The following is a 21099-nucleotide window of genomic DNA, read 5'->3' on the forward strand; positions in this document are numbered from 1 at the left end:
TTAGTATACGGGGGGAGCGCGGGTGGTGCCTTGCCAAGGGCGGGACATTGCCGTGCCCAAGGCGCAGGGCTGATGCCAAGGGTTGCGGAACGTCAGATCCCCGCCACGCCCCACAGCAGCAGCGCCACCAGCCCGACCAGCAGCAGGGCGGCGACGGCGGAGAGAGCGAGCGCCCGCCCGATGTCGGCAGGGGTGGCGCGGGCGCGGCCGTCGCCGATCCAGCTCTCGGTGATGACCACGCCGCCGTCGCGGTGTGGGCCACCCAGCGCCAGCCCCAGCGCGCCGGCCATCGCGGCGATCGGCCAGCCCATGTTCAGCGACGGGTGCTTGCGCGCGTCACGGCTCAGCGCGCGCAGGGCGGCGCCCGCCTTCGCGGTGCCGATGAAGGGGGCCGCCAGCGCCAGCAGCAGGCCGGCCAGCCGGGCGGGCAGGGCGTTCAGCGCGTCGTCCAGCGTCGCCGCGGTCGAGCCGAAGCGGCCATGGCGGACGCCGGGGCTGCCCAGTGCCGCGTCGGCCCCATCCATCGCGGTCCAGACGAACAGGCCCGGCACGCCGAGCAGGGCATAGCCGAAGACCGGAGCCACCAGCTTGCGGTCGAAGGCGCGGGCCGCGGCCTCCACCGCCGCGCGGGCGATGCCGTGTTCGTCCAGGCCATAGACATGGCGGCGGGTCAGCGACTGTATCGCCTCCTGTCCGGCGACGACCCCGCCGCCTTCCAGCGCGCGGCGCACCGCCCGCACCCGGGTCCAGGCCGCGCGGCCGCGCAGGCCGCAGAGCAGGGCCAGCAGTTCCACCATCCAGCCGCGGCCGATGGAGCCGATCCACTCCACCAGCAGCCCGGCCGCGACGGCGATCAGCAGCAGTGCCAGCACCACCAGCGCCCCGCGGATGACCTGGGCCGACTTGCCGCGCTCCGCCCGGTTCAGCCGGGCGTCTGCGGCGTTGCAGAAGCGCCGGGCAAGACCCGCGGGGTCGGGCAGGATGCGGTCCAGCCAGTCGCCGAACAGCGCGTCGATCCCCAGCGCCAGCAGCAGGAGCAGCAGCGGACCGGGACCGCCGAAGGCTGAACCGAACATGAGGTCTCCGCGGTGTAGAGTCTGGTGGTCAGCGGGCGCCGGCCTGGCGCAGCAAGGTTCCTACGCGGGAGTTGCGGCTTTCCTGCGACCAGTTCAGCGCGGTGCGGCCGGTGAAGTCGGAGCGGTCGACCTTGGCCCCGGCCTTCAGCAGCCGCTCGACCACATCGGCTCGGCCGTTGCGGGCGGCGACCATCAGCGGGGTCATGCCCTCGCGGTTCTCCAGATCGACCTTGGCGCCCTTCTTCAGCAGCAGGTCGATCAGCTCCGGATTGCCGCCTTCCGCCGCGACCAGCAGCGGGGTGTTGCCCGCCTTGTCGGCGCGGTTCACGTTGGCGCCGCTGTCGAGCAGCAGGGCGGCGATGGCCGGGCTGGAGCGGTCGACGGCGGCCAGCAGCGCGGTCTTGCCATGGATGTCGGCCTGGTTGGGGTTCTCGCCCCGCAGCAGGGCGCCCTTCGTCTTGGCGACGTCGCCGTCATTGACCGCCTGCATCAGACCGGTGTCCTGAAACAGGCTGATCTGGGCGAGGGCCGGGGCGGCGGTGCCGACCGACAGGCCGGCCGCAAGCAGAGGGGCGAACAGGGTGGCGAGCAGGAGCCGCTTCATGGCGGGTGTCCTTCCTTGACAGCATGGGTGCCGGATACTAGCCAGAAGACCGGTGCTTTTGCCAGATCGGCCTTCATTGCCGGACCCGGCGCATGCAGCTCCGCATCGACAGGTTGAAACCCATGTTGCGCAATCTGCTCGCCCGCCACATCGCGCTGTTTCTGCTGGTGAAGGCCGTGCTGATCGGGCTGGGACTCTGGTGGTTCCTGGGCGCCATGCCGGAACCGCGCGGTGCCGTCCCGCCCCCTGCCGCATCACGATCCTGAGCGGAACCTTGCCCCCGCTTTCCGGTTGGATCCGGATTGTTCGGACTTCCTGCCAAGCGAAGGGGTGGAGGCATGATCGAGAGCCGCGACCAGAACCCGACCACGATCGATTCCAGTGCCTGGACGGGAGACTCCGGAAGCACGGGCGCAGACGCGACCATTCGCGAGGCCGTGGCGGTCTTCGACAGCCGCGACGCCCTGCAGAGCGCCATCGACGACCTGACCCTGGCCGGCTTCCAGCGCCACGAGCTGAGCCTGCTGGCCAATGACGAGACGATCCGCGAGCGGCTGGGCGGCGTGCCGAGCGATGTCGGCAGCCTCGCCCACGATCCCGACGCACCGCGGCAGGCCTACATCTCGCCGGAGGATGTCGGCAGCGGCAAGGGCGTTGCGGTCGGCTTCCCCGCCTATGTCGGCGCCATCATCGCCACCGGTGCGGTGCTCGCCACCGGCGGGACGGCGCTTGCCGCCGCCGCCGCGGCCGCGGCGGCCGGCGTGGGAAGCGGGGCGGCCGGCTCCTTCCTGTCGCAATGGATCACCGACAAGCGCAACGAGCCGATGCTCCAGCATCTCGACAAAGGCGGCATTCTGCTGTGGGTCAATGTCGGCGACGCCGCGCGAGAACGCATCGCACTGGATGTCCTGAACCGCCACGCCGCCCGGCCGGCCGAAATTCACGACGTGAGGCAGACCGGGTCGATGTAAGCGGGCGCTGCCGTTTCGTCCCCGCCCGAGCTACCCCCGCCTCCCCCGGCGAACCAGGGCGTCGGCGGTGAAATCCTCGGGCTTCAGCGGGGCGTCGAAGCGTGGCGGGGCCAGGCCGTTCTCCAGGCCGCGGGCGGCGTAGCGGTCGGCCGTCAGGTCGAAGGCGAACTCCGCCGTCGGCATCAGGGCCGGGACCTGCCAATAGGGCATCGGATGGGCTTCGGCATAGCGCAGAAGCTCTCCCTTGCCGTCGTAATGTTCCGACGCCAGGATCTGCCAGCTGTCCTCGTCCAGGTAATAGGTGCGATCGGGAAGCGAATGCTTGAAGTTCGGCTTCAGCCGGGCGTCGACCACCCAGACTCGGTGCATCTCATAGCGCAGGAACTGCGGGTTGGGATGGTGCGGCCACAGGATGTCCCGCATCGACAGGCTGGGGTTGGTCAGCCGGTGGGCGTTGTACGGCATGTACATCTCCCGCCGCGTCACCAGCGTGTAGTCGAAGCGGTCGAGCGCGCCGCTGAACATGTCCAGCATGTCGGCGGTGCAGATGCCGCCGGTCACCGGATCCGCCGTGTCATAGGAGAAGCCGGGCGCCGGCGTCACGCGCCCGCGCTCTCCCTCCCGAGCCCAGGCGCGGGTGCGGGCGGCGATGGGATCGAGGGTTCCCTGCACGATCAGGCTGCTGCCCGCCTGTTCCTTGGGGTCCAGGATGGTGCGGCGGTAGAGCAGCGGTGGTGCTGCGGCATCCCCGGCGGCATAGGGGGAGGCGAAATCCTCACGCAGTCTGGTCAGCGACCGGGTGCCGTCGCCGGACTGGACCACGGTCAGGCTGGTGCGCGACACATTGCCGCCGCGCCAGCGCAGCTTGTGGTTCCACATCGCCTGCACGCCGTTGGCCGGAATGGGGAAGGGCACGCCCACCGTCGCGTCGCGCAACGCCAACCCGTTCTCGCCCAGCCTGGCGCGGTCGGCATTGGCGAGCGAGGCGTCATAGATCCGTTGTGGTGCGGCGGCGCTGCGTCGGCAGGGGAACAGCGCCAAGTCGAAGCTGTCCGGGTATTTCGCCAGAAGGGCCTGCTGCCCGGCGGTCAGCCGGATCTTGTATCGCTCGACATCGGCGGCGCCGACGGTGAACCAGCGGACATCCTCGATGTAGGGATCGGGCGAGGGGCGATCCGGCACATAGCCGCGCGGCGCCTCGGTCAGCCCGCCTGTCCAGGGCGGGATCGCCCGCGTGCCGTTGCCGGCCCTGACCGCCCCGAAGGGCGTCAGCTCCTCGCCCAGCCGCGGTACGCCGGCATTGGGCACGCCAATTTCGGGTGGGGCGGCGCCCTGGGCGAGGGCGCCGGTCGTGGTTGCCGTCGCGGCGGCGCCCAACAGCAGTCCAAGGGTCTGTCGCCGGTCGGGGCGGAAGTCAGTCGGGTCGTTCATGCCGTCGGCCGCTCCGCAAAAGCCAGTTCCCGTTCGATCGCGGCACAGGTGGCGGCGAAGACCTCTTCCAACCGGGCGGCTTCCTCCTTCAGCCGGGTGAGGGCAGCGCCTTCGGTGGCGGATCGTTCCAGCACGCGGGCAGCCTCGGCCAGCGGCTTGGCGCCGGCATTGCGGGCAGAGCCCTTCAGATTGTGGGCGCTGGCCCGCACCCGGTCACTGTCGCTCTTGTTCAGCGCCGTCCCGTCCAATGCCTTGCGCAGGTCGGCGATCACGTCGCGGCCGATGGTGACGAAATCACCCAGCAACTCCGCCAGCATCGCCGCATCGCCGCCGCACAGGGCGCGCAGGCCGCCGAGTTCGATCAGCGGGTCTGCATCCGCGCCGGCGGCCGGCGGCGGAGGCAATGGCGGAGATGGCGGCGTGACCGCATCGTCCGGTGGCGGCATCCAGCGCGCGAGCGTCGCCGCCAGCTGCGACAGCTCCAGCGGCTTGCTCAGCACGTCGTCCATGCCGGCGGCACGGTAGCTTTCGATGTCGGCAGGGGCGGCGTTGGCGGTGATGGCGACGATCGGCAGGCGGCGACCGGCCGACGGCTCGTCGCCGCGAATCCGCCGGGTCAGCTCGAACCCGTCGATCTCCGGCATCTGGACGTCGGTCAGCAGCAGGGCGAAGCGTCGCCGGCCCTGACGCATGGCCTCCAGCGCCTCCAGCGCCTCCGCCCCTCCGGGGGCCATCTCCGCGGCATAACCCAGCGCCTGCAACTGCATCAGCAGGACCTTGCGGTTCACCGCGTTGTCCTCCGCCACCAGGATCAGACGCCCCTGCGCTTCCGCCTCCTCCATGCCGGATGCGTCGGCGTCCGGGCCGATGGCGGTCTTTGCCCCGTTGGGTGAGGGCGGAATGGAGGGCAGGGTAGAGGCATGCGCGTGGGCATGCCGGGGAAGCAGCCGTCCGGCGGCGATCGCCACGGCGCGCAGCAGGACCAGCCGGCGCAGCGGCCGGCTCAGCACCACGGTGCCGGCCTCCGCCCCGCGGGTGGCAGGCCGGGAGGAGGGACAGGGCATTCCGCCGGTCTCGTGGCAGAGCAGGACCACCGGCGGTCGTGCCTCGCCGCTGCGTCGGCCAAGCTCCTCCGGCGCGCAGGCGGCTGCGGGGACGTGAAGCGCCTCGTCGACGGTGACGACGCCGACGGCACAGCCGGCCTCGCGCGCGATACGGGCCTGCGCCGCCAGCTCGGACGGGGAGGCGGCGGGCAGCACGCGGGCGCCGGCCTGCTCCAGATAGCGGGCGAGGAAGCCGCGCTCGGTATCGTCCGGAACGCCCAGCAGGACGGTCAGCCCATCCAGCTCGACAGTGCCCTGGCCGTCCTCCACCGTCTCCGGGGCCGTGGTGCTGGCCAGCGGCAGGCGCAGCCAGAAGGTGGAGCCGATGCCGGGCTCGCTTTCGACCCCGATCTCGCCGCCCATCAGCGCCGCCAGCCGCCGGCTGATCGACAGCCCCAGCCCGGTGCCGCCGAAGCGCCGGGTTGTGGAGCTTTCCGCCTGGGTGAAGGGCTGGAACAGGCGCTGGCGGGTGGTCTCGGCGATGCCGATACCGGTGTCGCAGACGGCGATGCGCAGCAGCGGTTCGGCCACCGCGGGAGATGATTCCAGTTCGGCACGCAGCACGACGCGGCCAGCCTCGGTGAACTTGATGGCATTGCCGGCCAGATTGAACAGGATCTGCCGCAACCGCACCGGATCGCCCAGCAATGCCGATGGAATCGCAGGATCGACATAGGTCAGCAGCGCCAGCCCCTTGGCTCCGGCGGCGGGAGCCAGTGTTTCGGCCACCCCCTCCACCAACGCCGGAACCGACAGCGCCACCCGCTCCAGATCCATCTTCCCGGCTTCGATCTTCGAGAAATCCAGGATGTCGTCGATGATGCGCAACAGGGCATTGGCCGATTCGCGCATGGTGCCGACGGTGTCGCGCTGGTGGTCGTCCAGCTCCGTCCGTTCCAGCAGGCCCAGCATTCCCAGCACCCCGTTCATCGGCGTGCGGATCTCGTGGCTCATGGTGGCGAGGAAGGCCGACTTGGCCTTGGTCGCCTCCTCCGCCTGTTCGCGGCTTTCGCGCAGCTCACGCGTGCGCTCCGCCACCCGGGTCTCGATCGACTGGATCTGGTCGAAGGCGCGCAAGGCTGCGATCACCGCGGTGAACAGGCTTTCCGCCGACAGGTCGGCCTTCGGCTTGTAGTCGTTGATGTCGTAATCGACGATCACGTCGCGCTGCGGCGCCTGTCCGGGCTGACCGGTGCGCAGGATGATGCGGACGTCGCGGTTGCCCAGCCCGTCGCGGATCCAACGCACCAGCTTCAGGCCCGAATCGTCCTCCTCCATCACCACATCGAGCAGAACGACGGCGATGTCGCGCCGGTGTTCCAGGACATTGCGGGCATCCGTCGCGGTGAAGCTGCTGATCAGATCCAGCCGCCGTCGCTGGAAGGTGACGTCGGCCAGCAGCAACCCGGTCATCGAATGGACGTCGGATTCATCGTCCACCACCAGGATCGCCCAGGGCGGGGCCGCCGGATCGATCATCGCCGCGCGTGCGGCGGCCTTGCCGGGTTCCGCGGCGGCGCCGTCCGTCTCCTCGTCCGCGAACAGGATCTCGTCGTCGTCGTAGGCGCCGATGTTCATGCGGGTTGGGTCTCCAGCGTCACCGCGGGCGGCGCGGGGTTGGGGGTGGCGGCCGGGGTGATGGCAGGTGTAATGACGGTCTTCGGGATGCGAAGGGTGAAGGTAGTTCCATCGCCGGGAACGCTGTCAACCGAGATCCGCCCGCCCAGTGACTGGGTGACCAGATTGAACACGATGTGCAGCCCCAGCCCGCTGCCGCCCGACCCGCGCCGGGTGGTGAAGAAGGGCTCGAATACCTTGGGCAGGTTTTCCGCGGCGATGCCGACGCCGTCGTCGGCGAAGCGGATCTCCACCTCGCCGTCCGTCGCCTCATCGACGTCGATGACCATGTGGCCCTTGCCGTCGGCCGGGAAGGCGTGGGTCAAGGCGTTCATCACCAGATTGGTCACCACCTGGCTCAGCGCGCCAGGAAAGCTGTCCATCAGGATGCCGGGCGAGCAGGCTATGGCGACACGGTGCGGGCTCTTGCGCAGGGTGGGGCCGAGCGAGGTCACCACCTCCTCCAGATAGGCCAGCAGGTCGAAGCGGCGGCGTTCCTCGCTGGTCTGGTCGACGGCGACGCGCTTGAAGCTCTGGATCAGCTCCGCGGCGCGGGTCAGGTTCTGTTCGATCAGGCGGGAAGATTCGCTGGCGGTGGCGACATAGGCGGCAAGGTCGGACTTCTTCATCGTCCCCCGCTCGAACGCCTCGGCCAGCACGCCGGTGCGGCCCGACAGGTGGGTGGCGCAGCCGAAGGCGATGCCGATCGGGGTGTTGATCTCGTGCGCGACACCGGCGACCAGCAGGGCGAGGGAGGCCATCTTCTCCGCCTGGACCAGATTGGCCTGCGTCTCCTTCAGGTCGGCATAGGCCCGTTCCAGCTCCTGCATCGCGTTGAAGATTTCCTCGGCCGACCGTGCCTCCACCGTCACGTCGGTCAGGGTGCGGACGAATCCGCCCTCCGGCAGCGGGTTGGTGCGCACCTCGACGATGCGACCATCGGGACGGCGGCGCTTGAAGGTGAAGGGCTGGTCGATCAGCCCCGCCGGCTCGCCCGGCGGCATGCTCAAGCCGCTATCAGAACCGCTGTCAAAGCCGCCGTCCTGATTCTCGCCGAAACCGGTTCCGTCACCTGCCTGACCGATCCCGTAGCTCAGATACAGATCCGGGTCGTCGGCCATCTCGCCGAATTCGCCCTGGCGTCGCTGGAGCGCCACCAGATCGGCGAAGCGCGGGTTGCCGGCCAGCACCTCCGGCGGGATGTTCAACAGTTCCGCCGCACGGCGGTTCGCCGTCACCACCCGGCCGTCGCCGTCGACCTTGATGATGCCCTGGTCCGTGTTGTCCAGCGTGACCTGCAGCACATTGCGTTCATGCGCCAGATCCAGCTCCGCCCGCACCCGCTCGGTGATGTCGGACATGGTTCCGGTCAGGCGGCGGGCGCGGCCGTCCGGATCGCGCTGGGCAGTGGCGCGGTCCTCGATCCAGGCCCAGTGGCCGTCGCGCCGGCGCATGCGGTAGATGGCGGTGTAGGCCATGGCGCGGTCGCGCACCCGGCGCCGCGACTCCTCCATCACCCGCCCCGCCTCGTCGGGATGCAGCAGCGAGGACCAGGTCTCCGTGGTCATCGGCAGATCGCTCGGGCCATAGCCGAGCAGGGCGGGAAACTCCTTCGACCACCAATATTGTCCGGTGTGCAGGTCGTAATCCCAGACGGAGGAGCGGGTGGCGGTGATGGCAAGCGCCAGCCGCTGCTCGCTCTTGCGCAGGGCGGCTTCCTCCTGCCCCAGCCGGGCGAGCATGGCGTTGTGGGCCTCGATCACCCGTCCAAGTTCGTCGGCGGCGCGCCAGTCCACCGGTTGGTGGCCGCCACCCCGTTCAGATTCCAGGATGGAGGCGATCAGCCGGCCCAGCGGCCGGCCCACCGTCAGCCGCAGCGCCGCCAGCGCCGCCGCGACGGTGCCGGCCAGCATCAGCAGAAGCAGCACCGCGGTGTTCACCACTTCCTGCCGCAGCTGCTCGCGCACCACGTCGTGGCTGTAATGCAGGGTGATGGTGCCGACCTGAAGATGCTGGACCCGGATCGGGCGCCGTTCGATGTTGGCGTCGCTGCTCAACGGACAGCTCGGTCCCGGCCAAGCGAACAGCCCGTCGGCCAGATCGTCGGTCACCTCGACGCAGACGAGCTCCCGGTTGGCGCCGATCGCCTGGATGACGTTGCGGATCGCCTGGACGTCGAAGGTCCAGAGATTGTTGGACAGCGCCGCCGCGTTGATGTCGGCGATGGTCGCCACCTTCTCCCGCAGCGCCGTCTGAAGATCCTTGTAGCGGTCGTAGAAGAACAGGGCCGAGAACAGCGAGACCGCGACCACGAGGCTGGGCACCAGGATCAGCAGGAACTTGGCCGATACCGTCGGCACGCGCCGCCATGCCTCAGCGATCCTGGTCATGCAGTGCCGTTCCGGAGGTGCGTTGAAAAAGATTGGCGGGCGATAGTGTCCGGCAGTGGCGCGGCACGCCGGACGCGTGCTGCCCATTAGAGCTTCTACCCTGTTGCGCGGTGTCCGTCCATGCAGGTCGGTCCCGGGGACGGGCGCCTGGGGAAAAGTGTCGCGCGCAGAGGGAATGGATGCCTCGCCATGGCATCTGGACTTGAGGCCGGGCGAGAGCTTGCACTACTGTGCATAAGCAAAGGTTCTTGGTTTCACGCGCATTTGTATGGGCATGGCCAGGACCGGGGAGCGGTTGAGAGGATCTATGGATTTCAAGACTACCAAGACACCCGACGCGACCGAGGTCTGGCTGACCGGCCGTCTGGAGTTCACCGACCATGACCGGCTCAGCGACATCATCTCGCTGGTGGAGCAGTCCACGGCGCGGCGCTTCGTCCTCGACCTGTCGGGGTTGGAGTTCATCGACTCCGCCGGTCTCGGCATGCTGCTGATTCTTCAGGACGAGACCGAGAGCCGCAACATCAGGATGATCGTCCGCGGGCCGGCCGGTGACGTCAGGCGGTCGATCGAACTGGCGCGGTTGAGCGAGATCATCACCGTCGAGTTCTGAACCGCCGGCCCGCATGCTGGTCTCTGTCCCAGGGGAGTTTGCCGCATGGACGCCGCCCATCACGATCGCACCGCCGAATCGTCCGTCCGCGGCTTCAGCCTGCTGCGCGACCGGGTGCCGGCCGACATGGCCGCCCGCGTCGCGTCGCGCTTCGCCGGGACGGTACAGGATCACCCGGACGAGCCTGCCGCAAGCCGGACGCCGGGGGTCGGGCAGGGGAGGGGGCATGCTGGCATGCGCGCGGTGGAAACGCTGCTGATGGAACGGGCCGACCGCGACCGGCTCCGCGCCGCCTTCGACCACAGCCCCTTCCTGACGGTGGAGTTGGGCGAGGACGCCGACGAGGGTGCGGCTCCGCTCGACGACTGGTCGGGCGCGCCGGTGGCGGACCATCCCGATCTTCCCGGTTTCTACCTGTCGCTCACCACCGGCACCGCCTATGGCCTGCAATGTCCGGTGCTGGTCTGCGACGAACTGGTGCGGCGCGGGGTTCTGGATCCGCAGCGTCGGTCCAATGTGGAGCTTTGCCTGCACGAGGCCGTCGCCAACGCCATCGTCCACGGCAATCTGGGCCTGTCGAGTGCGGTGAAGGGGGAACCCGGCGGCTACCGCCGTTTCAGCGAGATGATGCGCGACCGGCTGGGCGACCCTGCCGTGACGCGGCGGCGGCTCGACATCTTCTGCCGCTGGAACGACCGCTGCATCGCCATCGCGGTGGTGGACCAGGGTGGCGGCTTCGATACCGAGCTGGCTCCCGCGACCACCGGCAACAAGGCGCGGTCGGGCCGCGGCTTCGTCTTCATGCGGACTCTGGCCTCGCGCGTGACCGTGACCGATGGCGGACGCTGCACCGTCCTGCAGTTCGACCGTTGACGGAGCATCCATGGCCGCGCCCGCCCTGTCGCTGTCGCTGTCGGACTGCCGCGTCCTGATCGTCGACGACAACGAGTTCAATCGGAAATCGCTTGCCCTGGTGATCCGCCGCGCCGGGATCACCCAGATCGCCTTCGCCGAGAATGGTCGCGAGGGGCTGGCGGCGGTCGACCGCTTCCGTCCCGACCTCGTCCTGCTGGACGTCGACATGCCGGTGATGAACGGCTTGGAGATGTGCGAGGCGCTGCGTCGCAACGCGACGCACGAGGAGCTTCCAGTGCTGTTCCAGACCGCCCTGGACAGTGACGAGGAGCAGGTCCGCTGCTTCGAGGCTGGTGGCAGCGACTTCATCTCCAAGCCGATCAAGCCCGGCGAATGCGTGGCCCGAGTCCGCCATCAGCTGGAAAAGCGCAAGCTGTTCAATGACCTCGCCGCGTTCCGCGAGCGGGTCCAGCGCGAGCTGTCGCATGCCCGAGCCATGCAGACCTCGCTTCTGCCGGAAGATCGCCGGCTGGCCGAGGTCGCGGACCGCTATGGCCTGACGCTGGATGCCCATTTCGAGACATCGTCGGAACTTGGCGGCGATTTTTGGGGCATCTATCCGCTGGGCGATGGGCGTCTGGGGCTGCTGATGGTCGATTTCGCCGGGCATGGCATCACTGCGGCGATCAACACCTTCCGCCTGCACACGCTGATCGACCGCTTGCCGATGCAGCATATGGCGCCGTCGCAATGGCTGACGCAGCTGAATGCCGCGCTGAACGACGTGCTGCCGCGGGGGCAGTTCGCCACCGCCTTCTTCGGCATCCTCGATCTTGCCGTCGACACGCTGACCTTCGCCGCAGCGGGCTCGCCCAACCCGGTGCTGGGGACGCCGGCCGCGGTGAGGGAAAACGGGCCGGACATCCGCCTGCTCGATTCGGCCGGGCTGGTGCTGGGCGTCTCGCGCCGGGCGCAGTATGTCGACCAGACCTATCGGCTGCCGCGCGGCGGCTTCCTGTTCCTCTACAGCGACGCCCTGATCGAATGCGGCGGCGAGGTCGGGCCGCTGGGGCAGGATGCCGTGCCCGATTTCGTCCGCGACGCGCTGGCCCGCGACCGCCAGCACCCGCTGCGGCCGATGATGGACAGCTTCTATGCCCGCACCCGCCTGCCGCTGCGCGACGACCTGACCGCGGTGTGGGTCGCCCGGCGGGCGTGACGCAGGGGGGCGTGAGGGCCGTTACGGCGCGAATTGTTCCTTCAGGATGCGCTCCTCAAAGTTCAGTTCGGGGTCGAACAGCAGGGTCAGGCCGACCTCGCGGCACTCCTGCACCTCGACCCGCATGACCTCGCGCACCTCGGTGAAGTCGGCGACGGCGCTGACCGGGCGCTTGCCTTCCTCCAGCACGTCGAAGGTGATCTTGGCGGCGTGCGGCAGCAGGGCGCCGCGCCAGCGCCGCGGGCGAAAGGCGCTGATCGGGGTCAGGGCCAGCACGCCGGCATTCAGCGGCACGATCGGGCCGTGGGCCGACAGGTTGTACGCGGTACTGCCGGCCGGCGTCGCCACCAGGGCGCCGTCGCAGATCAGTTCCGGCAGGCGGACCACCCCGTCTATGGTGATGCGCAGCTTGGCCGCCTGCCGTGTTTCGCGCAGAAGCGAGACCTCGTTGATGCCCAAGGCTTCCACCCGTTCGCCATTCACCCGCGTTGCCACCATGCGCAGCGGGTGCAGGCGGACATGCTGGGAGGCGACGATCCGTTCCGCCAGATCCTCCTCGCGGTAGGCGTTCAGCAGGAAGCCGACCGAGCCGCGGTTCATGCCATAGACCGGCGTCGGCCGTTCCCGGTTGCGGGTCAGCGCCCGGTGCAGGGTTTCCAGCAGGAAACCGTCGCCGCCCAGCGCCACGATCACGTCGGCCTCGGTAGCGACGGCATTGCCATAGCGATGGACCAGCCGGGTGCGGGCGGCGCGCGCCTCGTCCGTGTCGGCACAGGCGAAGGCGATGCGCAGCGCGTCGGGGGCCGGCATCAGCGGCGCCTGCGCATCTGCGGACTGGACGAGGCCGGATTGAGCGGCGGCGGACGACATGGCGGCATGATCGGTCATGGCGCGACCATAGCGCAGTCCGGCCTTCGGGCAAAAGGATCGCGCGGTGACGATCCGATGCAAAAGAGCGCATCCGTCGGCAGCCCCCATTGGCCGCGCAACGAAAAAGGGGACCGCGGACGGTCCCCCCTTTTTTACGATGTGGAACGCATGGGCGAAGCGGAACGGGCGCGTTACTCGACCATCTCCGAAACCATTTCCTCGTCATCGTCGCCGGAGGTGCGCTTCGGCCGGTTGCCTTCGGTATAGTCGAAGGCCGGCTTGTCATCCTTGACGGTGACCTTGACCAAGCCGCCCTTGCTGAGCTTGCCGAACAGCAGTTCTTCCGCCAGCGGCTTCTTGATGTACTCCTGGATCACGCGCCCCAGCGGGCGGGCGCCATAGAGCGGATCATAGCCCTTCTTGCCCAGCCACTCGCGCGCCTCCTCGTTCAGCTCGATGGACACGCCGCGGTCTTCCAGCTGTGCTTCCATCTGCATGATGAACTTGTCGACAACGCGGTTGATGACCTCCTGCGTCAGCGGCGCGAACGGGATGATCGCGTCGAGACGGTTGCGGAACTCCGGCGTGAACATCTTCTCGACCGCTTCGATGTCCTCGCCGACCCGGCGGTCACGCTCGAAGCCGATGGCGGGCTTGGCCATGTCGGCGGCCCCGGCGTTCGAGGTCATGATCAGGATGACGTTGCGGAAATCGACGATCTTGCCGTTGTGATCGGTCAGCTTCCCGTGGTCCATGATCTGCAACAGGATGTTGAACAGATCCGGATGGGCCTTCTCGATCTCGTCCAGCAGCAGGACGCAGTGCGGGTGCTGGTCGATGGCGTCGGTCAGCATGCCGCCCTGGTCGAAGCCGACATAGCCCGGCGGGGCACCGATCAGTCGCGACACCGTGTGCCGTTCCATATACTCCGACATGTCGAAGCGGGTCAGCTCGATGCCCAGCGTCATGGCGAGCTGACGGGCCACCTCGGTCTTGCCGACACCGGTCGGGCCGGTGAACAGGTAGTTGCCGATCGGCTTCTCCGGCTCGCGCAGGCCGGCCCGCGCCAGCTTGATCGCCGAGACCAGCGCGTCGATGGCCTTGTTCTGGCCGAAGACCATGGTCTTCAGGTCGCGCTCCAGATTCAGGAGCGTTTCCTTGTCGTCGCGGCTGACCGACTTCGGCGGGATGCGGGCGATCTTGGCGACCACCGCCTCCACGTCCTTCACGCCGATCTTCTTGCGGCGCTTGTTCTCCGGCAGCAGCATCTGTGCCGCACCGACCTCGTCGATGATGTCGATGGCTTTGTCGGGCAGCTTGCGGTCACCGATATACTTGGCCGACAGCTCCACCGCGACGCGGATGGCGTCGTTGGTATAGGTGACCTTGTGGTGCTTCTCGTAGTAGGGCTTCAGGCCCTGGAGGATCTTGATCGCATCCTCGACCGACGGCTCGTTGACGTCGATCTTCTGGAAGCGGCGGACCAGCGCCCGGTCCTTCTCGAAGTAGCTGCGGTATTCCTTGTAGGTGGTCGAGCCGATGCAGCGCAGCGAACCCGACGCCAGGGCCGGCTTCAGCAGGTTCGAGGCGTCCATCGCCCCGCCCGAGGTGGCGCCGGCGCCGATCACCGTGTGGATCTCGTCGATGAAGAGGATGGCCCCCTCCGTCGCCTCAAGCTCCGACACGACGGCCTTCAGACGCTCCTCGAAATCGCCGCGATAGCGGGTACCGGCCAGCAGCGAGCCCATGTCGAGCGCGAAGATGGTGGCGTTGCGCAGCACCTCCGGCACTTCCTGCTGGACGATGCGGCGGGCGAGGCCCTCGGCGATGGCGGTCTTGCCGACACCGGGATCGCCGACGTAGAGCGGGTTGTTCTTCGACCGCCGGCACAGGATCTGGATGGTCCGTTCGACCTCCTGCTCCCGGCCGATCAGCGGATCGATCTTCCCGCCGGACGCCTTCTTGTTCAGATTGACGCAATACGCCTCTAGCGCTTCGCTGCCTTTTTTCACGACCTTCTCCGCCGCCGCCTCGTCGTCAGCGCCCGAGACACGCTTTGTTTCCGAGCGGCCCGGAGCCTTCGCGATTCCGTGAGAGATGTAGTTGACCGCGTCGAACCGGGTCATCTCCTGCTCCTGCAGGAAGTAAACCGCGTGGCTCTCGCGTTCAGAGAACAAGGCAACGAGCACGTTTGCTCCCGTCACCTCCTCACGTCCCGACGACTGGACGTGGATGGCCGCACGCTGCAGAACCCGCTGGAAACCAGCCGTCGGCTTGGCGTCATCGGGCCTGTTCGTGATAAGGTTCGCCAGTTCGTTGTCGAGGTAATCCGACAGTTCCGCGCGCAAACGGTCGAGGTCGATTCCGCAAGCGCGCAAGACGGCGGTAGCATCGGAGTCTTCGGTCAACGCGAGAAGCAGATGTTCGAGCGTCGCGTATTCATGCCTGCGCTCGTTCGCGTGGGCCAGGGCTCGGTGCAGCGTCTGTTCCAGGTTACGCGACAGCATGTGTGGGTCTAATCCTTTTCTAACGTGCATTGCAGCGGGTGCTGGTTCTGGCGCGCAAAGTCCATCACCTGCGTGACTTTCGTCTCCGCCACCTCGTAGGTGAACACGCCGCACAACCCCACACCCCGCCGGTGCACATGCAGCATGATCTGTGTCGCTTCCTCACGCGATTTGCTGAAGAAGCGTTCGAGAACGAGAACGACGAACTCCATTGGAGTGTAGTCGTCGTTCAGCATCAACACCTTGTACATCGACGGCTTTTTGGTCTTCGGTTTGGCCTTTACGACCACGCCGCTGTTCGTGCCGTCGTTGCCCCGCTTGTCAGAGTCGGCCATGGTCCCAGTCGAATGTCATCGCGATGCACTGTCACTGAGAATGATATGGTCATTTCGGGCGCGGTGGGAAGGGGCCGTTTTCAGTCTCTCTCCATTTGGCAGACCCTCCTTTGGTCCGGCTGGCCTTCCGTTACCCCGAAATAGGAGACACCTCTTCCGGCCGGGCTGCAACCGGCGGGAAACCCTAGATCGGATCGCATGGAAATCGGAATCGATTTGGAGCATGCGGCCCGTCACCAAACATAAGGCCAAGGCTTCGCCGTGCCGCCCCAGTGGGGAAACCGTGAACGCGAAACGGCCCGGCACCCCTGTCCGGGATGCCGGGCCGTTCCAATGCGGCTTGTCAGATGGACAGCGGCTGCCTGCCGGTCAGGCGGCGACCTGCTTCTTCGCCAGAACCTCGACCGTGGCGTTGACGCGGGCGTTCAGCGGCGCGAGCGCCTCGTTGGCGATCTTGACGGTCAGCTCCTGCAGCTTGGTGCTTTCCGACACCAGCGCGTCGATGCTGGCCTTGGCATAGGCGTTCTGCAGTTCGACCAGTTCCTGGATCGTCTTCACCGCCAGCAGGGCCTTGGCGTTCGACACACCCTTCTCCAGCGAGGACTGCGTGAAGGCGGCGACCTGCTTGCCAGCCTCTTCCGCGCCCTTGGCGACGACGGTGCCGGACTTCACGAGCGCATCGACATTCTCCTTGGTGAGAACGGTCAGCTCGTCATAGTTCTTCAGCACCTGGGCGGAGGCCTTCTCGATCTGCTCCTGCTGGGCCTTCACCAGGCCTTCCAGGTTCTGCTTGGCAGTGGCGATGGCGTCTTCGACGGACTTCGTGACGGCGGTGATCTGATCGGACATGGCTATGCTCCTCGCGCTCTCTTAAGGGGTCAACCGCGCGGCCCCGACGATGCGGCGGCCGGTTGCGGAGTGGGTTGAAACCCTCGGACCCCGTCAGGGCGGGCGCCCGAGATATGCTGCACTGCAACATGAGCAGAAGATAAGGGAGCCTCGGGGCGGAGTCAATGGGAATTGTGCGCTGCACAAAAACCCTCGGCGCGAAACTCCAGAGCCACCTGGGCCAGTCGCCTGAACGCAGAACGGCCCGGCAACCGCGTGGAGGTTGCCGGGCCGTTTGCGAAGCCGGGGCCCATCTCTGAACCCTGGCCGTCAGCCTCTGACGGGACCGATCGCCGATCAGGCGGCGAGCGGCTTGGAGAAGGTCTCGACCGTTGCGGTGACGCGGGCGTTCAGCGGGGCCAGCGCCTCGTTGGTGACCTTGGTGGTCAGCTCCTGCAGGCGGCTGGTCTCGGCCAGCATCGCGTCGAAGCTGGACTTCAGGAAATCGTTCTGGAGCTCGACCACTTCCTGGATGGACTTGGCGGTCAGCAGGGCCTTGCCGGTGGTGATCGACTTGTCCAGCGCCGACTGGCCGTAGGCGACGACTTCGCGACCCAGATCCTCGGCGCCCTTGGCGGCAATGGTGCTGCTGGCGATCAGCGCCTCGACATTGGCCTTGCCGGTGGCCTGCAGGTCCTCGTAGCTCTTCAGCAGTTGGGCGGCAGTCTTCTCGAACTGCTCCTTGGCGGCGGTCGCGGTCTGCTCGAACTGCTTGACCGTCTGCTCCTGGCCGGCCTTCACCAGACCCTCATACTGTTCCTTGGCCTGGGCGGCGACGTTTTCGAGCGACTTCGGCGTGAACTGGTTCATGACGCGCGTTCCTTCCTGGCTGATGCCGGCGTTTGAAGTGGGCCCCGTCCGCCGCAAAGCGTGGCGGGAAGCCTGCCGGCAGCGGTGTGCGTTGCGTTTTTTACGTTGTGCAGACGTTACCGCGTGTTTTCCGGCGCCCGCAGAACGGTGCCAGAAGATGCTGCACTGCAATATAAGGATTTTATGGGCTAAGCAGGGCGCGGTGTCAACAGTCCGTTCGGCGGGTATCCGGCTTAATCCATTGCGCCGCAGCATACCCCCATCGCGTGAAACTCCGATGACTCCCTATCGCCGGAGCTGTCGGCCCCCTCCGCTTTCGCGGCAACCGGGGCCAAGTCCTTGATCATGGCCCTGATGGCGGCCCTGATGGCGGATGTCCTTAACGAAGGCTTTACCGACGCTGGGACAAGTGTAGCGTGGCCGCGGGCGGGATTCGCCTCGGCCAATGGTCAGGTGCGGCGCTTGGACGCGGCGCGCCGGGCCATCCGCTCTCCAGGCCGCATATTCGGGACCATTTCGATCATGACCTATTGCCTTGGCATCAAGACCCGCGACGGCCTGATCGGTCTGTCGGACGGCCGGATCACCAGCGGATCGCAGCTCTCGTCGGCCCGCAAGGTCACGATGATGGGCAGCGGCGGCGACCGCTTCTTCATCATGAACTCCGGCCTGCGCAGCGTGCGTGACAAGACGCTGGCCTATCTGCGCCGCGACATGCAGAAGCGGCGGGGCGAATCCTATTCGACCATGCTGGATGCCGTTTCGGCCTTCACCGCCTGCCTGCGGCAGGTCGCCACGGAGGACAAGGAATCGCTGGAGGCGTCGAAGCTGCACTTCAACCTCCATGCCATCATCGGCGGCCAGTTGGCCGAAGACCGCGAACCCTACATGTTCCTGGTCTATCCGGAGGGCAACTGGATCGAGGTGGACGAGCGCACGCCCTACCTGTCGATCGGCGCCACCGCCTATGGCAAGCCGATCCTGGACCGGGCGCTGACATACGGCACGGACATGCAGACGGCGCTGAAGCTGGCCTACCTGTCCTTCGACAGCACCCGCTTCTCCAGCAACGACGTCGGCTTCCCCATCGACATGGTGTCCTACCACGCCGAATCGCGCAGCTGGCGCCAGTCGAACTACGACTATGACGACCTCAGCGAACAGCGCCAGTGGTGGAACCGCAACCTGACCGAGCTGGCCCGCCGCATGCCGGACGGTCCCTGGGTCGAGACGCTGGTTCCGGAAGACATGCGTCCGCAGCGGATCGCCGAAGAGACCGTCTGACCTGGTCTCAATTCCCCGGAAGGGCGCTCAGCAGCAGCGCCCCGAAGGGGGCGGCCGGGCCGACCAGACCGTAGTGGCCGGAGCCGTCACGCCCGATCTGGACCTCGAAGAACACGCCGCCGTCCGCCAACTGGCCGGAGGAGGGCAGGGTCCGCGGCGCCTCGTCCGGGGGCGGCAGGCCGGGAAAGGCGACGCCGGTCGGATCGATGCTGCGCAGAAGCTCCGGGAAGCGGGCGTCGGTGAAGCGGCTGGACGGGTAGGGGTAGGCGGTGAAGAACCACTGCCCGGCCCGGCAGCCGTTGATCAGCCAATAGAAGCCGTTTGACGGCAGCCGCAGCCCCTGGGGCGGCGGATCGAACACCCCGTCCTCGCGCAGGCGGCCGATGAAGCTGTCGAACTGCGTTGCGCTCAGTTGCAGGGTCGCCGTATTGCCCCGCGCGGACGAGAAGGGATCGGCCAGCGTCAGCCGGGCGAGGTCGGTCGCCTCGATCACATGCGCCTCGACCGCCGCACCGCCGCGATCGGGATCGCCGACGATGTCGTAGGTACGCACGTGCCGATTGTAGTCGGCATTGAAAATCAGGCGGTAGCGGTCGGCACCATCCTTGCCGCAGCGCGACCGCAGGTCGTCGCCGTTGAGATAGCTGAACCAGGTCAGCTTGCGTGCCAGCGGGTTGTCGGTCGGCCCGACCGAACTGCAGCCGGCGAGCGCCATCAGCGAGACGGCCATGGCCGCCGCCGCACCATGTCGGAAAGCCCGGCGGAAAAGGGTGGCCGGAACAGGTCCCCGAACGCTTCTTTGATGACCACGGCTCATTGTCGCTTGCCTCGCGTCAGCGGCCCCTGGTAGGTGGAGAACGAAGGACGTGGCGGCAAGAGCCGGCATGCAGGCTTCGGTGGGCTTCGGCCTGTCGAAGGGCGCCGGTAACCCGTTTGCCCCCTGCCGCGATCCGTCCACCGTGCCCCTGTCTGCCGTGCCGTTCCCGCCGTTCCTTCCCTCTTCATGCAGGACCCGCGATTTTGGCCACAGAAACTGCGAAAAGCCAAAGCAGTAAATTAACGAATTCATGCTAGACACTGATTTCGCACGAATTTACCATTGAACCAAGCACCAGGATCTAGCGGTTGGCGGGGCCATCATGAGTGTAACGCGCAACACCGTTCGTAACGGATTGTTTCCGTTCGCCTTTCGCGCGGCGGATACGGCCGGCGGGCGGAGTTCGGCGGGTGTGGGTCGCAATTTCCTCGCGGCCGCCGCGCTGCTGGGCATGGTGGCCGTCGGATCCGGCCTGTCGGCGGCCGAAGCGCTGGCGGCCAAGGCGGCGGCGATCGTCGTAGATGCCCGCACCGGGCAGGTGCTGATCGATCAGGATGCCGACGCGATCACCCATCCGGCGTCGCTGACCAAGATGATGACGCTCTACCTGACCTTCGACGCGCTGGATGACGGTCGCCTGACCCTCGACCAGCAGTTGCCGGTGTCCTCCTGGGCGGAGAGTATGTCGCCGACCAAGCTCGGCCTGCGCGCCGGCCAGACGCTGAAGGTGGAGACGGCGATCCTCGGCCTCGTCACCAAGTCGGCCAACGACGCCGCCGTGGTGCTGGCTGAGGCGCTGGGCGGCACCGAGTCGCGCTTCGCCGAGATGATGACGCGCAAGGCCCGCGAGCTGGGCATGCGCCACACCGTCTACCGCAACGCCTCCGGCCTGCCGAACATGGAACAGGTGACGACCGCCCGCGATTACGCGGCGCTGTCCCGCGCGCTGATGCGCGACCATGCCAAGTATTATCCCTATTTCAGCCGCCGCAACTTCGTGTATGGCGGCCGCACGCTGGCCAATCACAACCACCTGATGTCCCGTTACGAGGGCATGGACGGCATCAAGACCGGCTACACCGTCGCGTCCGGCTTCAACCTCGCCGCCTCGGCTGTGCGGGATGGGCGGCGGCTGGTCGGCGTGGTGCTGGGTGGCAAGTCGGCGGTGTCGCGTGACAACAAGATGGCGGCACTGCTCGACCAGGCATTCGGCCGGCCCAACCGTGGCCGCGACGATGCGCCGGTGATGGCGAGCCTCGACACCAGCCGCTCCGACGCCGTTGATGGCGAAGGTGACGACGATGATGAGGACGAGACGGAGGTGAAGGCCAAGCCGGTCCGTGCCTCGTTGCAGACTGCTGCGGTTCCGGCGGCGATCCCTGCGGCACCGGCGCGGGAGGAAAAGTCGGCTCGCGGCGGCAACTCCTCGCATTGGGGCGTGCAGGTCGGCGCCTTCTCCAGCAAGGCGGCCGGCAACAAGGCGGTCTCGCAGGCGGTCAAGCAGGCGCCCTTCCTGCTGCGCGGCGCCAAGGCCAGCGTGGTGGAAGCCAAGACCGGCAAGGAAACCGTCTATCGTGCCCGTCTGACCGGCCTGGACGAGAAGGACGCCCGCAAGGCTTGCGCCGTGCTGACCAAGCACGGCCATCACTGCGTCGCCGTTTCCCCCGGCGAGCGCGGCTGACCGGCAGGCGGCTGACCACCGGCGGGGA

At 67.5% G+C, this 21099-nt stretch carries 18 protein-coding genes; 7 read left to right on the forward strand and 11 right to left on the reverse strand.

Translation table 11 applies throughout. The features are described from left to right. Positions 1-92 precede the first annotated feature (92 nt). Together E6C72_RS07370 and E6C72_RS07375 are read right to left on the reverse strand one after the other, a co-directional pair. Positions 93-1076: a cobalamin biosynthesis protein gene (locus E6C72_RS07370; protein WP_109442577.1), complete on the reverse strand. Its 984-nt coding sequence runs from the start codon at positions 1074-1076 to the stop codon at positions 93-95. Between the two features lie 28 nt (positions 1077-1104). After that, positions 1105-1680, reverse strand: coding sequence for an ankyrin repeat domain-containing protein (locus E6C72_RS07375; protein WP_109442578.1), 576 nt, complete (start codon positions 1678-1680; stop codon positions 1105-1107). 92 nt (positions 1681-1772) lie between these two features. On the opposite strand from E6C72_RS07375, the gene E6C72_RS31710 reads away from it, so the two are divergent. Next, on the forward strand, positions 1773-1946 hold the full coding sequence (locus E6C72_RS31710; RefSeq protein WP_158280204.1) for a hypothetical protein: 174 nt from the start codon (positions 1773-1775) through the stop codon (positions 1944-1946). Between the two features lie 72 nt (positions 1947-2018). After that, positions 2019-2651: a hypothetical protein gene (locus E6C72_RS07380; RefSeq protein ID WP_109442579.1), complete on the forward strand. Its 633-nt coding sequence runs from the start codon at positions 2019-2021 to the stop codon at positions 2649-2651. A 30-nt stretch (positions 2652-2681) separates the two neighbouring features. On the opposite strand, the gene E6C72_RS07385 is transcribed toward E6C72_RS07380, so the two are convergent. From E6C72_RS07385 to E6C72_RS07395, 3 genes are read right to left on the reverse strand one after another with little or no spacing between them, the layout of a single operon-like run. Then, positions 2682-4082, reverse strand: a complete 1401-nt coding sequence (locus tag E6C72_RS07385) for a DUF1329 domain-containing protein (RefSeq protein ID WP_109442580.1) — start codon at positions 4080-4082, stop codon at positions 2682-2684. Beyond that, a complete protein-coding gene (locus E6C72_RS07390; RefSeq protein WP_109442581.1) occupies positions 4079-6763 on the reverse strand; it encodes an ATP-binding protein in 2685 nt (894 codons plus the stop codon). Before E6C72_RS07390 ends, E6C72_RS07385 begins: the two co-directional genes overlap by 4 nt. Further along, the gene (locus tag E6C72_RS07395) at positions 6760-9192 is read right to left on the reverse strand and encodes an ATP-binding protein (RefSeq protein ID WP_247875892.1); all 2433 of its coding nucleotides are present in this window, start codon (positions 9190-9192) and stop codon (positions 6760-6762) included. The genes E6C72_RS07390 and E6C72_RS07395 overlap by 4 nt, the downstream gene beginning before the upstream one ends. 307 nt (positions 9193-9499) lie before the next feature. On the opposite strand from E6C72_RS07395, the gene E6C72_RS07400 reads away from it, so the two are divergent. The 3 genes from E6C72_RS07400 to E6C72_RS07410 are packed head-to-tail and all read left to right on the forward strand — an operon-like array spanning position 9500 to position 11879. Beyond that, a complete protein-coding gene (locus tag E6C72_RS07400) occupies positions 9500-9805 on the forward strand; it encodes an STAS domain-containing protein (protein ID WP_109442582.1) in 306 nt (101 codons plus the stop codon). A 45-nt stretch (positions 9806-9850) separates the two neighbouring features. Continuing rightward, entirely contained in the window at positions 9851-10678 is an 828-nt protein-coding gene (locus E6C72_RS07405) for an ATP-binding protein (protein ID WP_109442583.1), read from the forward strand. A gap of 10 nt (positions 10679-10688) precedes the next feature. Next, complete coding sequence (locus E6C72_RS07410; RefSeq protein ID WP_109442584.1) at positions 10689-11879, forward strand: PP2C family protein-serine/threonine phosphatase; 1191 nt, start codon at positions 10689-10691, stop codon at positions 11877-11879. A 21-nt stretch (positions 11880-11900) separates the two neighbouring features. Here the strand turns inward: E6C72_RS07410 and E6C72_RS07415 are convergent, their stop codons facing one another. The 5 genes from E6C72_RS07415 to E6C72_RS07435 all read right to left on the reverse strand — a co-directional run bounded on the left by E6C72_RS07415 (position 11901) and on the right by E6C72_RS07435 (position 17289). Beyond that, positions 11901-12689 (reverse strand): NAD kinase, encoded by a 789-nt coding sequence (locus E6C72_RS07415; RefSeq protein WP_109442601.1) that lies wholly within the window; start codon positions 12687-12689, stop codon positions 11901-11903. A gap of 251 nt (positions 12690-12940) precedes the next feature. Then, entirely contained in the window at positions 12941-15256 is a 2316-nt protein-coding gene (gene clpA / locus E6C72_RS07420) for an ATP-dependent Clp protease ATP-binding subunit ClpA (protein ID WP_109051261.1), read from the reverse strand. Between the two features lie 8 nt (positions 15257-15264). Beyond that, positions 15265-15591, reverse strand: a complete 327-nt coding sequence (gene clpS, locus E6C72_RS07425; RefSeq protein ID WP_045581898.1) for an ATP-dependent Clp protease adapter ClpS — start codon at positions 15589-15591, stop codon at positions 15265-15267. A 369-nt stretch (positions 15592-15960) separates the two neighbouring features. Continuing rightward, the gene (locus E6C72_RS07430) at positions 15961-16440 is read right to left on the reverse strand and encodes a phasin family protein (RefSeq protein WP_109442585.1); all 480 of its coding nucleotides are present in this window, start codon (positions 16438-16440) and stop codon (positions 15961-15963) included. 336 nt (positions 16441-16776) lie between these two features. Beyond that, entirely contained in the window at positions 16777-17289 is a 513-nt protein-coding gene (locus E6C72_RS07435; RefSeq protein WP_109442586.1) for a phasin family protein, read from the reverse strand. A gap of 522 nt (positions 17290-17811) precedes the next feature. Between E6C72_RS07435 and E6C72_RS07440 the strand changes: the two genes are divergently transcribed. Next, the gene (locus E6C72_RS07440) at positions 17812-18573 is read left to right on the forward strand and encodes a peptidase (protein WP_109442587.1); all 762 of its coding nucleotides are present in this window, start codon (positions 17812-17814) and stop codon (positions 18571-18573) included. Between the two features lie 7 nt (positions 18574-18580). Here the strand turns inward: E6C72_RS07440 and E6C72_RS07445 are convergent, their stop codons facing one another. Further along, positions 18581-19303 (reverse strand): hypothetical protein, encoded by a 723-nt coding sequence (locus E6C72_RS07445; protein ID WP_109442588.1) that lies wholly within the window; start codon positions 19301-19303, stop codon positions 18581-18583. Between the two features lie 499 nt (positions 19304-19802). Between E6C72_RS07445 and E6C72_RS07450 the strand changes: the two genes are divergently transcribed. Next, complete coding sequence (locus E6C72_RS07450) at positions 19803-21071, forward strand: D-alanyl-D-alanine carboxypeptidase (RefSeq protein WP_109442589.1); 1269 nt, start codon at positions 19803-19805, stop codon at positions 21069-21071. The last annotated feature ends 28 nt before the right edge of the window (positions 21072-21099 follow it).

The sequence above is a fragment of the Azospirillum sp. TSH100 genome, from assembly GCF_004923295.1.
Taxonomy (GTDB): domain Bacteria; phylum Pseudomonadota; class Alphaproteobacteria; order Azospirillales; family Azospirillaceae; genus Azospirillum.